At 32.3% G+C, this 14477-nt stretch carries 13 protein-coding genes; 8 read left to right on the plus strand and 5 right to left on the minus strand.

Annotated features, from left to right (window positions below):
• Nucleotides 1–54 precede the first annotated feature (54 nt).
• The 5 genes from KTF99_RS05950 to KTF99_RS05970 are packed head-to-tail and all read left to right on the plus strand — an operon-like array spanning nucleotide 55 to nucleotide 5054.
• A complete protein-coding gene (locus tag KTF99_RS05950) occupies nucleotides 55–1575 on the plus strand; it encodes an NEAT domain-containing protein (RefSeq protein ID WP_029481961.1) in 1521 nt (506 codons plus the stop codon).
• Nucleotides 1566–2468, plus strand: coding sequence for a heme-binding Shp domain-containing protein (locus tag KTF99_RS05955; protein WP_003535153.1), 903 nt, complete (start codon nucleotides 1566–1568; stop codon nucleotides 2466–2468). Before KTF99_RS05950 ends, KTF99_RS05955 begins: the two co-directional genes overlap by 10 nt.
• A complete protein-coding gene (gene isdE / locus KTF99_RS05960) occupies nucleotides 2446–3333 on the plus strand; it encodes a heme ABC transporter substrate-binding protein IsdE (RefSeq protein WP_008792429.1) in 888 nt (295 codons plus the stop codon). Before KTF99_RS05955 ends, isdE begins: the two co-directional genes overlap by 23 nt.
• Nucleotides 3320–4303, plus strand: a complete 984-nt coding sequence (locus tag KTF99_RS05965) for a FecCD family ABC transporter permease (protein WP_029481958.1) — start codon at nucleotides 3320–3322, stop codon at nucleotides 4301–4303. Before isdE ends, KTF99_RS05965 begins: the two co-directional genes overlap by 14 nt.
• Nucleotides 4293–5054 carry an ABC transporter ATP-binding protein gene (locus tag KTF99_RS05970; protein ID WP_003535148.1) on the plus strand — a complete coding sequence of 254 codons (762 nt, stop codon included), beginning with the start codon at nucleotides 4293–4295 and terminating at the stop codon, nucleotides 5052–5054. The genes KTF99_RS05965 and KTF99_RS05970 overlap by 11 nt, the downstream gene beginning before the upstream one ends.
• A gap of 293 nt (nucleotides 5055–5347) precedes the next feature.
• On the opposite strand, the gene KTF99_RS05975 is transcribed toward KTF99_RS05970, so the two are convergent.
• From KTF99_RS05975 to KTF99_RS05985, 3 genes are read right to left on the minus strand one after another with little or no spacing between them, the layout of a single operon-like run.
• Complete coding sequence (locus KTF99_RS05975) at nucleotides 5348–6013, minus strand: potassium channel family protein (protein WP_003535145.1); 666 nt, start codon at nucleotides 6011–6013, stop codon at nucleotides 5348–5350.
• Between the two features lie 12 nt (nucleotides 6014–6025).
• Nucleotides 6026–6673: a potassium channel family protein gene (locus KTF99_RS05980; protein ID WP_003535143.1), complete on the minus strand. Its 648-nt coding sequence runs from the start codon at nucleotides 6671–6673 to the stop codon at nucleotides 6026–6028.
• A 14-nt stretch (nucleotides 6674–6687) separates the two neighbouring features.
• Nucleotides 6688–9498 carry a cation-translocating P-type ATPase gene (locus KTF99_RS05985; RefSeq protein WP_003535141.1) on the minus strand — a complete coding sequence of 937 codons (2811 nt, stop codon included), beginning with the start codon at nucleotides 9496–9498 and terminating at the stop codon, nucleotides 6688–6690.
• A gap of 807 nt (nucleotides 9499–10305) precedes the next feature.
• On the opposite strand from KTF99_RS05985, the gene KTF99_RS05990 reads away from it, so the two are divergent.
• Both KTF99_RS05990 and KTF99_RS05995 read left to right on the plus strand, forming a co-directional pair.
• Nucleotides 10306–11064 carry a TatD family hydrolase gene (locus tag KTF99_RS05990; protein WP_003535140.1) on the plus strand — a complete coding sequence of 253 codons (759 nt, stop codon included), beginning with the start codon at nucleotides 10306–10308 and terminating at the stop codon, nucleotides 11062–11064.
• A gap of 11 nt (nucleotides 11065–11075) precedes the next feature.
• A complete protein-coding gene (locus KTF99_RS05995; RefSeq protein ID WP_003535138.1) occupies nucleotides 11076–12005 on the plus strand; it encodes a G5 domain-containing protein in 930 nt (309 codons plus the stop codon).
• 281 nt (nucleotides 12006–12286) lie between these two features.
• Here the strand turns inward: KTF99_RS05995 and KTF99_RS06000 are convergent, their stop codons facing one another.
• Nucleotides 12287–13198, minus strand: a complete 912-nt coding sequence (locus KTF99_RS06000) for an AEC family transporter (protein WP_003535135.1) — start codon at nucleotides 13196–13198, stop codon at nucleotides 12287–12289.
• A gap of 169 nt (nucleotides 13199–13367) precedes the next feature.
• On the opposite strand from KTF99_RS06000, the gene KTF99_RS06005 reads away from it, so the two are divergent.
• Nucleotides 13368–13697 (plus strand): hypothetical protein, encoded by a 330-nt coding sequence (locus tag KTF99_RS06005; RefSeq protein ID WP_003535133.1) that lies wholly within the window; start codon nucleotides 13368–13370, stop codon nucleotides 13695–13697.
• A gap of 115 nt (nucleotides 13698–13812) precedes the next feature.
• On the opposite strand, the gene KTF99_RS06010 is transcribed toward KTF99_RS06005, so the two are convergent.
• Complete coding sequence (locus KTF99_RS06010) at nucleotides 13813–14061, minus strand: hypothetical protein (RefSeq protein WP_029481954.1); 249 nt, start codon at nucleotides 14059–14061, stop codon at nucleotides 13813–13815.
• Nucleotides 14062–14477 lie beyond the last annotated feature (416 nt).

A 14477-nucleotide genomic window follows, 5' to 3' on the forward strand; every position in this document is an offset into this window, starting at 1 on the left:
TTTTTTAACTAAATAGTTAGTCTTTTCTAACAAAGAAAAAGAGGGAGGAAGAAAATGAAAAAACTTTTAAAAGTAGTATTAGTTTTAATGCTGGCATTTGGAATTCAGATAGCCACATTAAGTAATGTAGATGCTGCCCAGGTAAGCGATTTACCAGATGGTAAATATACTATTCCAACAAAATTGAAGAATGCAAGTAATATTGCAAATGATTCAATGGCAGCTGGAGCATTAGCAGAAAATGGAGAATTATCAGTAGAGGAAGGAAAGTGGTATTTAACTGCTGAATTTAAAACATTAAATTTAATGGGCTTAGTTGGTAATGCAGGAAATATCCAATATTATGAAACTGATACAAAATCAGAAAAACATGCTGCTGAAGTTATTAGTTATCGCGAAGATGATCAAGGAAAGCAACAAGTAGAAAAAGTTAAAATACCTGTAGCGGTAAACAGTGAGGGTGTTTATATTGAAATGTTTGTTGACGCGATGGATACGACAGTTGATGCGTATATTCAATATAGTACAGCGGATATTGTTATTCCTGAAGAACCAGAAGCACCTGAATATACATTAGCTGATGGTACTTATACTGTGACTAGCGATGTATTAAAAGCAAATGAAGATGTACAATCAATGGCTGCCCAAGCGGTCAAGAGCGCTACGGTTACTTCAAAAGATGGAACTTTATTAGTAACATTACAAATGGGTGCAGTTACTGTGTATGGTCAAACTGCATACGTTGATAAAATGGAAGTTGAGCAAGCTGCTGGAGTTTATAAGGTAGCTGATATCACAGGACGTGATAGTGATGGAAATGTAAGTGAAATGCAATTTACATTAGCAAAAAATACAAAATTAACAAATGTAAAATTCTACTATGGTGGAAGTACTCATGGTTCTGAGGCGAGATTATCTTTAGGATTGGATAATCCAACACTAGTAGTACCAGAAAGTACAAGCAAATTTGCTAAAGATGGTACATATACAGTAGATGTTGCTTTATGGAATGCGACTCAAGATAAGGCTTCAATGGCAGCGGGTGCAATTGACAGTCAAGCTACAGTAGTAGTTAAAAATGGTGTAGCAACAATGTATATCACAACTAAAGAAATGACTATGGGAACAATTAAAGCATGGTTAGAGGAATTATACATTGGTTCATCAACTGATGATTATAAATCAAATCCAGCTGTTATTGTAAGTAAAAATGCTGATGGTAAAGCAACTATGTGGTCTTTCGTTTTACCAAATGAGGAAGAATTATTTGATGTTGTGGTAAATCCACATGTAGCTATGATGGGGAATAGTGATATTCCAGCAAGAATGAAAGTTGATTATAGCACATTAAAATTTGTATCTGATTCAATTGAAGCACCTAAGGTAGATGGTGAATCAAATAATAATACAAACGATACACCAAATACAACAACTCCAACGACTAACCAAACTACAGGAACATCAAGTAGTTCAGTGAAAACTGGAGATAATGCTAATATGGAATTAATGGGAGGATTATTAGTTTCATCATTAGTGGCTGTGGCATATTTAACAAGAAAAAGATTATGCAAATAAAAAAAGTATTATTAATATTGGTTGCCATCATAACGATGACAATTAATATTAAACCAGCTTTTGCCCTAGACGATGGAGCGTACTTAATTGGACGCTCCACGTCTTACGTTAATCCTCTAACTGGTAACACCGAAGATGGTGGTACTAATATTACATTAGGTGATAGCATGGTTTCAAGTATTGTAGAAGGCAATTTGTTATTAGAGCAAACTGGTGGTAAATATTATATTACTGTTGGTTTGGGATTAGCTTCAAATGTTTCAAATGTAAGATTTAAAATCATGAATAGTGGTGGTTCTTTTAATAGTGTTAGTGCTACTAAAACAGGAAGTAGTAGTGCTAATGGTGACACGGTAAATCATTATCGAATTCAAATTAATTCATTAAATGATTATATTAGTCCTATCATGTATGTCGCTCCAATGGGGCGTGATGTGCAATTTTTTATTAAATTAAATCAAGGATCTATTACTCCGGGAACAGGTGTATACACTAGTACCATGGTACCAGCCACTGCCGATAATGGAAATTCGGTAAATAATAATTCAACTACTAATAATAGCACCAGCAATAATACAAGTACGAATTCTAATCAAACTAGTGATACGACAACAAATGAAGAACAACCAGTGGTAGAAACGCCGGTAACTACAGTGGGGGAAGTGTCACGTGAAAGTTTATTTGATGGTATTTCTGGCTTATCTAGCCATGTAATTGATACAAATGGCAAAGTTAATGAAAAGAAGAAATTGACAGTTAAAAATTTATTAAAACAAAGTGAGCAAAAAAAGGATAGTAGTAATAATACGCTGTTGATTATTGGAATTGTAGCGGTTATAGCTGTCGTAGCAGGAGGGGGAGCATATTATTATGTTAAAAAAGTTAAAAAATAGTTTTCTTGTTCTTGTCCTTGCTTTGTCAATGATTGGTTGTGTAGATCAAAGTGGAAAAAGTGATAATAATAATTTGACGATTGCAGCAACTTCGGTAGCTGTTACGGAAATTTTAGAAGCTTTGGATGTTCCAGCTGATCAGGTAATTGGCATTCCGACGACTGAAAGTTATACAGTACCAAAGAAATATAAAAAAGCGACAGAACTAGGAACTGCAATGTCGCCAGATATGGAAGTATTGTCAACTTTAAAACCATCGCTAGTATTAAGCCCTAATTCATTGGAGGGTGATTTAGCTTCTAAATATGAAAAAATTGGTGTAAGTTCTAGTTTCTTAAATCTTAAAAGTGTAGCAGGTATGTTTAAAAGTATTGAGGAGTTAGGAAGTTTATTAGGTAAAGAGAAAAAAGCAAATAAATTAGTAGATGAATTTGTTAATTATATGGTTGAATTTAGAGCTAAATACCAGAACACAGCAAGTCCACGGGTTTTAATTTTGATGGGTTTGCCAGGTGGCAGCTACCTTGTTGCTACAGAATCTAGCTATGTTGGTGATTTAGTAAAATTAGCTGGTGGAACAAATGTTTATGGTAATGGTAATGGTCAGGATTTTGTCAATGTCAATGCTGAAGATATGTTACAACAAAATCCTGATATTATCTTGAGAACTAGTCATGCGATGCCAGAGGAAGTAATGAAGAATTTTGAAACCGAATTTGCTCAAAATGATATTTGGAGTAAATTCAGTGCAGTTCAAAATGGAAAAGTTTATAATTTAGATAATAATTATTTTGGGATGAGTGCTAATTTTAATTATCAAAAAGGCTTAGAAAATTTAGAAGGAATTTTATATGGAACTAATTAAAAAACATCCGCGAATATTTATAATCTTTTTAATATTAGTATTATTTATCTGTTTTTTTATCGCAATAAATCTTGGAAGTATTCAAGTTTCAATTGTTCAATTGTTTAAAGGGTTATTTATTGAATACGATGTCGTTGTAGCAAGTGTATATAGTATTCGCTTTCCAAGAATTATCATCTCCATGTTAGTAGGTGGTGCATTAGCATTATCTGGACTTTTATTTCAAGTTGTTTTAAAGAATCCGTTAGCTGATCCGGGAATCATTGGAATTGCTAATGGGGCGAGTTTAGTTAGTGTACTAGTTGGTTTATTTTTGCCTCAACTATCTGCGATTGCTCCTTTACTATCATTCTTTGGAGGTTTAATAACATTTGCAATTATTTATAGTTTATCGTGGAAAGCTGGATTTAAAACAACTCGAATCATTTTGATTGGGGTGGCAATCAACTATACTATCAGTGCTCTTGTTACCCTCGCAAATAGTGCAACTGCTTCAATCACAAGTGGTGCTACGGGTACGATTTCCTTGTATACTTGGCAAGATGTTATGACCTTATTAATTTATTTGGTTCCTGTAATAATCATTACTTTATTTATGGCGAAGGCATGTAATCTATTAGGGTTAGAAGATCGAACCCTTACTTCGCTAGGAGTAAATGTGAATGTATATCGCTTTGGTTTATCATTATTAGCAGTTTTATTATGCAGTATTAGTGTAGCAGTAGTTGGGGTAATTGGCTTTATTGGTCTGCTAGTACCTCATATTTCAAGATTGTTAGTGGGAACTGAACATAAACATTTGATACCAATTAGTATATTGATAGGAGCAATTGTTTTGTTAGTTGCGGATACGGTAGGAAGAATTATTATGGCTCCCTATGAGATCTCGGCAGCCATTATTATGGCTATCATTGGTGGACCTTTATTTATTATCTTATTGAAACGGAGTATTGATGTTGATGGAAGTTAAAAAAATTAAATTTAGTTATCAAGATAAACCGTTTATTGAAGAACTTTCGGTAAAATTTAAAAAGAATAAGATTACATCAATCATTGGTCCTAATGGTAGTGGTAAATCGACTTTATTAATGCTTTTAAGTCGTATTTATAAAGCCAAAGATGGAACAATAACATTAAATGATAAAAATGTCTGGGACTATAAGATCAAGGAATTTGCTAAAAACGTTGCAGTAGTTCACCAAAAGAATCAGATTTATGGGGATTTAGATGTTAAGACAATTGTTGGTTATGGACGTTTACCATATTTAAGTTATCATCAAAATCTAAGCGAGGAAGATTATCAAATTATAGATTGGGCCATTGCAACAACTAATCTAAAAGAATACGAAAATCGTTTGTTAGCGAATTTGTCTGGTGGTCAGCAGCAGCGTGTTTGGTTGGCAATGGCTTTAGCTCAAAAAACACCTATTTTATTACTGGATGAGCCAACTACATATTTAGATGTTAAATATCAAATTGAAATACTTAATTTAATAAAAGAAATAAATAAAAAATATCAAATGACGATTATTATGGTTCATCATGATATTAATCAAGCAATCAATTATAGTGATGAAATCATTGCAATGAAAGATGGGAAAATCTTATTTCAAGGAGTTCCTGAGGAAGTAATAACTTCAGCATCATTAAAGTCTTTATATGATTATGATTTATCAGTGATTGATTATAATCATCAAAAAATAGTATTAAATTATCAATAGCTAACATAATTTACCGTTGTTAGAAGTTAATCTTAGATATTTATAATTTAATCTAGCGATATTTAATTACTATACTAAGGAATGTAGTCAGGATTGTTTAAATAGTTTTTCAATCCCTTCTCCAAATGACTACTCTTCATGATATTCTTTCCGGATATCAATAAATTTAGATAGAGTCCCACTATCTGTACTCAAAATGAAAAACAGCCATTAAACAATCTTTTATAGAAACTTCCTAAAGTAAATAGAGTTTGCTATATAGAAAAGTTAATTGGCTGTTTTTGTGTTAATTATTAACTAACAAATATTTCATTTAATTTTCCAATTGCCTGCTCATCGCCAAAAGCGAGAATATCTTGTCCGGCTTCAATTAGCGTATCTCCGTGAGGAATCATTAATTCATCATCATTGTAAATCGCAATTAAGAGAGCATTGTTTGGTAAAGAAATTTCAGAAATTTGTTTGCCGGCATATCGTGATTGATAATCAACTCGAATTCGCACGATTGAAAAATCACCTTTAGATAATTTCATTAAGGTCATAATTGATTGATAATTCATTTCATCAGCAATCATATGACCAATAATGTCAGCTTGATTGATTTTAGCATCAACTCCCATTCCAGAATTAAATAACCAGGCATTTTTAGGGTTATTAACACGAGCAATTATTCGTGGAACGTCATATTCAAATTTAGAAACCATGGCAGTAGTTAAATTGACTTCATCTAATCCAGTTACACAGACTAAGGCCTGACAAGTTCTAACGCCTGCTTTTTCAAGAACCTCAATATCTGTTCCATCGCCGATTACTAAACATTCTTCTGGTAGTCCGGCATTTTTATAGTTTTCAAGTGCTTTAGTTCTATTTTCAATAACACGGACCTCATGGTTATTTTTAAGTAGTAAACTTGTGATATAAGAACCAATTTGACCTCCACCTACTATAATTATTTTCATTTTTTTCACCTCTTAATACAAAATTTCTTTAAATTTTAATAATGATTCCTCTAGTACAGAAAAATAAATCGTATCATTATCTTTTATTTTAGTATCTTTTAAAGGCATCATTGTAATATCATGTCGTTCAATTGCGACAACTTCAAACTCACCATGAAGAGAAATTTCATCGACTGTTTTTCCTATTAAAGATAAGGATGCTTTAATTTTAATAATTTTTATTTCACTGTCTTCACCAATTTTTTTAACTACTTGAAGCCGATTACTGTCAAAATAATCTAAGATCCTTTCAACACCCAAATCAGTAATTGAAATTGTATGAATTCCCATTGAACGAAAAATCCGTGCCTTTGATTTATCATACATTCTGGCGATTACATTATTAACATGGTAAATATTATGAGCAATATTACTAACAACAGCATTAATAGCATCACTGCTTGAACAACTGATCAAAGCATCAGCAACTTTGATTCCGGCACTTTCTAGAACATCTTTATCGTACCCCATTCCCAATACTGTCCGTCCGGTAAAATTACCACCAAGATTATTAAAAGCCTCTTCACGATTGTCAATTATAGTGACATCATGATTTTGATTATTTAAATAATTTGCTAATCGGGTACCAAATTTTCCACACCCAACGATTATAATTTTCATAGGTTTCCATCCTCCTATTTGTCTTTATTTCTTAATATTTTCTTTCTTAATTCCTCAATTCCAAAAACAATAAAAGGAATTGGCAAAGCATATAGCCATTCTATTAACCCAATTGGCGCAGTATTGAAGATACCATTTAAAAAAGGAATATAGACTACGGCTAATAAAATAACAAACTCTACAACTAATCCTAAATTAATATAATGATTGGAGAAGATTCCGCGTTTAAATACTGATTCTTTTTCAGTTCGGTTGTTCATGACCATTCCCATCTGTGAAAAAACAACCCCAACTAGCATCATCGTCGTTGCTTCGTTATAGAGCGCAGTTCCTTCTGGAGCCAATGGATTATGAGGCCAACCATTCAAATAGTTTACAAGGAAATATCCTCCTAAGGCAAATAGCGTTATAATCAAGCCATACCAAATAAAACCTACTAAAATTACTTTTTTATTAAGTAATCTTTCATCGATTCGACGAGGTGGCTGATTCATAATATTATCTTCAGGATGTTCTGCCCCTAAACCAAGCGCAGGAATCATATCAGTTCCAATATCAATAGTTAAAATTTGCATGATTGTAAGGGGCATTGGGACTAAACCGCCACTAAGCAAATATAGAGCAGGGGCAGCAGCTTCTGGGGTGTTGCTATCAAAAATATAACGTAAGAATTTACGAATATTATTATAAACAGCACGACCTTCTTCGATTGCACGAACAATTGAGGCAAAATTATCATCTGTTAAAATCATGTCAGCAGCCTCTTTAGCAACATCGGTACCAGTTATTCCCATAGCAACACCAATATCCGCTTTTTTTAGAGCCGGAGAGTCATTAACACCATCACCAGTTACAGCTACAATATTTCCCATTTCTTGTAAAGCACAAACAATACGATATTTTTGATCTGGTGCCATTCGAGCAAAGACCACTTCGCCTTCTAAAACGTTTTTAAGTTCTTGATCATTCATTTTGCTTAATTCTGTTCCAGAAACTATTCGAGCGGTATCGCTTTTAATAATCCCAATTTTGCGAGCAATACTTTCTGCTGTTAAACCATAATCTCCGGTAATCATAACGATTTTAATTCCGGCACTATGGCATAATTCCACAGCTTCTTTGACTTCACTTCGTGGAGGGTCCTGCATTGCAATCAAGCCTAAAAAAGTTAGATCTTGTTCAATTAATTCAGGTGTATATTCGCGAATTGAACTAGGAAGTTTTTTATCATTATGAGCAATAGTACGATAGGCTACTGCTAAAACTCGCAACCCTTCACGAGCATACATATCGTTTGCTTTCATAATATTGATGCGGTCTTCTTCACTGATTGGACAGGCTTTACTGCCTTTAAAACAACGATTACATAATTCCATAACTTCTTTTGGAGACCCTTTTACAAATGCAATTCTCTGATTGCCTTCAAAAGAGTCTTTTAATTGATGGATCGTTGTCATTCGCTTCCGTCGAGATTCAAAAGGTAATTCTAAAATTCGTGGATATTGACTATTCAATTTATCAAGATCAATTTCAGCTTTTTTAGCTACAACTTCTAAACATGCTTCAGTAGGGTCACCTAAAACTGTATAACGTGGATTAACACTCTTATTTTGTGGTGGTACTAACTTAGCGTTTGAACAAAGTACTGCACCACTTAATAATAGTCTTAAAACATTACTTTTCTTTGCGGTAATTTCTTGTTCATCAACATAGATTTTTCCATTTGGAACATATCCTTCGCCGCTGACATCCATTTGACTATCAAGAGTCCAAAGATGATTAACCGTCATTTCATTTTGAGTTAAAGTACCAGTTTTATCAGAACAGATAACATTTGTACATCCTAAAGTTTCTACGGCCGATAGTTTCTTTACTAAAGCGTTATCTTTAGCCATTCGTTGAACAGATAAAGCAAGTGATAACGTAACAGCGGGTAAAAGACCTTCAGGAATAAAAGCAACAATCATTCCTAAAGAAAAAATAAATGACTCCAATAAGGGATCCTTAATTACAAATACAGCAATCAGCATAAACACGATTCCAACACTTAATGCAATAATTGCAATTTGTTTAGTTAGAACATTAAGTTCTTTTTGTAATGGAGATAAGCTTTTTTCAGTATTTTGAGTTAAATTAGCAATTTTCCCAAATTCACTATCCATTCCAGTTGCAACAACAACACAGTGGCAAGTACCAGAAGCAACAGTAGTACCGGTAAAGATCATATTTTCAGCTTCTAAGTATGAAACTTTTTCTTGCAGTGCCTCATAATTCTTTCTAATTGGATTACTTTCACCTGTCAAAGTTGATTGATCTACTTGGAAATCACTACAACGTAAGATTCTAGCATCCCCACAAATTCGGTCACCTTCTTCTAAAATCATTATATCACCAGGAACAATGTCCTCAGCAAATATTTTTACTTCTTTACCATCACGTACTACTCGGGCATAAGATGGCATCATCTTTTGCAACGCACTAGTTGCTTTTTCTGCTTTAAATTCTTGGAAGAAAGAAAAGAAGCCATTAATTAGATTGACACAGAAAATCGATATTCCTAATTCGACTGTTCCAGAAAGGATAGCTAGTAATCCTCCACCCCATAATAGTAATGCCATTAGACTAGTAAAATTAGAAATTAGTTTTTTAAACATTGAACTTTGTTTCTTTTTGGAAATCTCATTCTTACCATACTTTTTGAGACGATGTGATACCTGTTCTTCAGATAAACCGTCCATACTACTTTCCATTAAGGTATAGGCCTCAACCGGGGTCACATACATTATTTGATAATTATTCAATTCATTATCTTCATTAATATTCATACGACAATTCTCCTAATACTCATTCCCTAAAATTAAAAACCAAAAAATATATTTATAACGATACCCGTTATCCCTCCTCAAGGCCTGTCAAAATAAAAAAGACAGATTCTTTCTTGAATCTGTCTAAATCGTAATTTACTTAACTATCAAAATAGTTCTTTTAATCGTAAGCTTACATCGAATAAATAAAGCATTTTGCTTTATGACAGACTCCACCACTTATTCGATGCCAAAATAATAGCATAGGCAATAATAGGAGTCAACGAAACTAATCAAACGTAACCAAATCATAACAATTGTATTTTATACTCTTATCCATTAACATATTTATCCATATTTAATAGTTAATTTTAGGTATTTTTGATTAAATCTAACGATATTTACTTACTATACTGTTAATTGTAGTAAAGATAACAATTCTTTCTACAATAAATTACTCTTCATGATATCCTTTCCCTGATATCTAAATAAAAACAGATAGCTTTCCCTCTATCTGTATTACTTGAAACAAGCAGCTTTCCCTCTGCTTGTTTTTTTGTGATATTAGTATAAAAATGATTACTTTGTCAAAAATTAGGATGTAAAATCAACTTGATTATTTTATTACGTTTCTCTACAAAAACATGGTATTTTTCTTAAAAAATTTATGTTTTATCGAAATTTGTATGTTAAAATATGTGGAAAAAGGAATATAGTAATAAAAAAATATCGATTTTATCATAGTTTTTTCTTTGCAGCTAGTGCCTTGGAGTTTAGATATTTGACAAATGTAATTGATTTTGTTAATATACAGCGGAGGTGAGATTTATGTACTTTGATACTCATTGTCACTTGAATAGTGATGAATTATATGAAGATCACGATGTGTTTGTTCAAAAAGCCCTAGATAACAATGTTACCAATATGGTTGTCGTAGGCTATGACTTAAAGTCGTCTCAAATTGCAATCGAATTAGCTAAACAATATGAGTTCGTATATGCTGCAGTTGGTATCGGACCAAACGATTGCTTAAACACAACAAAAGATCAAATGAACATCATCGACAAGTACTTAGAAGAACCTTGCGTAGTAGCACTCGGAGAAATTGGTCTCGATTATTATTGGGACAGTGTTCCTAAGGAAAAGCAGATGGAAGTATTTCAATGGCAGATGGACTTAGCTAAGAAGCACCAAAAGCCAGTTGTAATTCATTGTCGCGACGCCTATGAGGACACTTACGAAGTACTAAAACGGAATGGACATCCTGGAGTGATGCATTGTTATAGTGGCTCTGTTGAAATGGCAGAAAGATTTGTAAAACTTGGTTATTACATTTCTTTAGCGGGTCCGGTGACATTTAAGAATGCAAGAGTTCCAAAAGATGTGGCAGCAACTATTAACTTAGAGAATTTATTAATTGAAACTGACTGTCCTTATTTAACACCTCATCCATTTAGGGGAAAGTTAAATGAGCCTGCAAATGTTGTGTATATTGCCCAGGAAATAGCTAAGCTAAAGAACATGGAGATAGAAAACGTTGCAAGTGCGACAACGTTTAATGCCAAAAAACTTTTTGGTATTAAATAGGAGGAAAATTAATGAAAAAAATTAAAGAGGCTATTATTAATGCAGACCCCAGAATGAAAGGGTTACTTGTAGTAATGATTGCCTATATTGGAATTGTAGCGACAACATTAAATGCTGGAGCAACAAACCAAATTGATAACTACGTGGAAACAATTGATGTAAAAGTTCAAGATGGAAATCAAGACCAAAAGGACTATTTAATTAGACAAGCGTCAGTATCAAGTGTTCTTGATGATTTAAAAATCAGTGTAAATCCTCAAGATATTTTAAATTTAGATTTAAATTATATTGTAAATAAAGGTGATTTAATACAAATCACTCGAGTTAATCAAGCGGATATAGACGAGATGATTACAGTAGAATCAAATACGGTAAATACAACTGGATTAGAGTTATTTACTACGAAAGTTGCGCAACAAGGGCAAAACGGGCAAGTGAAAAACACTTACCGCGTAACTTATGAAAATGGTAATGAAGTAGGAAGAGAATTAATTGGTAGTCAGGTGGTATCACAAGCTACTGATACAATAATTGAAACAGGTGCAGTCCAAGAAGGAGCATTCTTTACTGGAAGACTGACTACTTATGGAGGCGACTGTGCTGGAGGAAATGGAACTTCATCAACCGGCATTAAATTAAGTCCGATTTCTGGAGTACAAGGATCAAACAGTCCTAAATTAACATATAATGGACGTTCATATTATTGCTTAGCTGCAGATCCTTCAATTCCTTTTGGAACAATTATTGAAATTACTAATCATAATTTAAGTATTGAATCAACTGCATATGGGATTGTTGTAGATCGTGGTGGTGCAATTAAAGGTAACAAGATTGATATCTTTAATGGGACTGAAGCTGGTAAATATTTTACTGGTGGAACATCAAAGAATACCCAATTTAAAATTATCTCAGTAGGAAGTGGAAAAAACTTCTGGAAATAAACTAGTCAAATTAATGACTAGTTTTTTTGTTAGGTGATACATGAACAAAAAATTATTGATATGTGTTTAGAATGATTAGATTTTATTGATTGTGAAGTAAAGCGTATTTTGCTTTTAGTAGATGAGAAAAGTTTAAAAGAGCGATTAGCAAATGATATTGAAAAAGGGGTTCGCCTTGTTGATGTGGCTGTAAGAAGTATTGTGAGAATCCCTTTGTATCAAGTATTAAATAAATACGACAAATCATTAATTTAATCAATACATAAAGAAATACCGGTTTATTAAACCATAAATAAGATTAAAATCGTCATAATAAAAATACTAATAATAATACTTAAAGAGTTGATTGCTGAAGGAACTGGGGAACGACTTCCTAAACGATTTGAGAAAACTGGGGCAACAGCTGATATTGGCGAACATAAGCATAAAATAATCATTTTTTTAACAGTTAAATCAATTGGTAAAATAAAATATACAAATAAGGATAACCCCAAAGTAACTGCATAGCGGTTTAAAAGTATTTTTTTAATCAGTCTGATTTGTGATAAATCTAATTTTATTTCCAATAAAATTCCAATCATTAACATTGCTAAAAAAGCATTAGCATTACCAGCAATACTAGTAACTGTTAAAATTTGTGTAGGAATTGCAATATGAAATAAAGATAAGAAAAACAAAATGATGTAAGTGCAAAAAGGAATTGATGAAAATAATTTTTTAGCAACAGTTTTAAAGCTTTGTTTTTCTTCATTAGCTACAACTGTACTAGCAGCACTATAAGTACCTCCTAAACACATTAAAGCATTGCCGGTATCAAAAAGACAAACATAACCAATCAAGTTAGATGGAAAGAAACTTTGAACAAATGGTAAAGTAAAAGTTCCGATATTATAGCCAGATGAGTTGATCATCGATAGAGCTCTGGTCATGGGTGATTCTTTTTTTTGAATCAAGTAACCAGAAAGGTTAGTAATAACATTGCCTAAGAAGCCACAAGCAAGGGCTACTAATAGGATGGGGGTAATCTCAAGGTTATTAATTGATGAAAGTAATGAGCATGGAAGCGTTATATTCATAATGATTGTTGATAAAAAACTTCCGTGTTCACGGGTACAGACCCCTTTTGTCTTTAGTGCAAATCCTAACATAATAATTAAAATAAAGCCACCGGCCTTAATTAAAATATCAATCATACAATTCAACTCCTTTATTGGCTTTATCATAGCATTTACGACAAAATAATTTAAAATATTTTCAATTAGTGAAATAAGTTTTTAGTGTAACCATACAATTAGGTATTCATCACATATTTATTCGGTATTTTCTCGTTAAAATATCTTAAAAATAGAAAGGGATTTAAAAATGGAAAAAATTAAGAATTGGTTTTATAAACCAGCGTTTACGCTAATTTGTTATGCAATAGCTTTATTGATAATCTGTTATTTTGGGTATACTGTAAATATATCTTATCAATCTGTAGTCTCATATGTTGAAGCAGGAAGTATCTCGTGGGGCGCAAACTTTGGTGAGATCGTTGCTTATTTTATGTCAAATACATTTAGTTATTTCTTTTACGCAATGACATTTGTTTTCTTTGGTAAGGTAATTAGTATTATTAAACCTAGAGCCCCAAAGCAAGAGATTGTTGAAGAAATAAATGATAATGTTGATGATGAATTGATTGAAGCTTAAAGAAAAAAGCACTTCGGGATTTGAATGACCAAATCTGGGAGTGCTTTATTAATTCTTAAATAAGCTGACTGATTGTTTTAAATATTCTGGTGTAGATGACTAAATTAAAAATAATTTAAGAAACTGATGAAACGAGATAATTATTAAAATAGTGTTTTAAAGTAGGAATATCCTTATAATCATAATTTAATAGAGAGTTACTTTTATCAAGTGATGTATAACAAGAATCAATTTTAAGCTTTGAGTCAGTGAGTTTTTTTAATAATAAAGCATTCAGTTGTTCTTGACGAGTAGATGGATTAAAAATATCGTAGATTTCATCGAGTATAAGACCAAGACGCTTATGAAACTTAATTTGATTCATGATTAAAACTTCTTTATCCGTATAGATTCGATTTTACCATTTTTTAAAGCAGGTGATAAAATACCAGTATTATAATATTGCAGTTCTCGGTCATTGTTTTTATTGTATAGAACGTTTAGTGATCTCCTAGATTATAAATAATGATTAATAAGAAATGAATCAAAAAGCCTATTGTTGCTAAATGAGTCAAAGATTAATTAGCCGATATTTTTCTTTACTACAATGTAAAGTGTAAGGTTGACAAGTACCAGTTAAATGCAAATGAAGAGAATCTGTGTGTGAGTTATAATCAAAATTTATTTGGCTAGCAGCAATGAAATTTTCAATTATTTACTGCTAGCTTTGATAGTTGTTTAATTTATTTTCTAACAGCTATTTTTTTAATACAAAATATCTCTAATAATTGTTGGAGAATA

The sequence above is a fragment of the Erysipelatoclostridium sp. MSK.7.34 genome (assembly GCF_019041935.1).
Lineage (GTDB): Bacteria > Bacillota_I > Bacilli_A > Erysipelotrichales > Coprobacillaceae > Thomasclavelia > Thomasclavelia ramosa.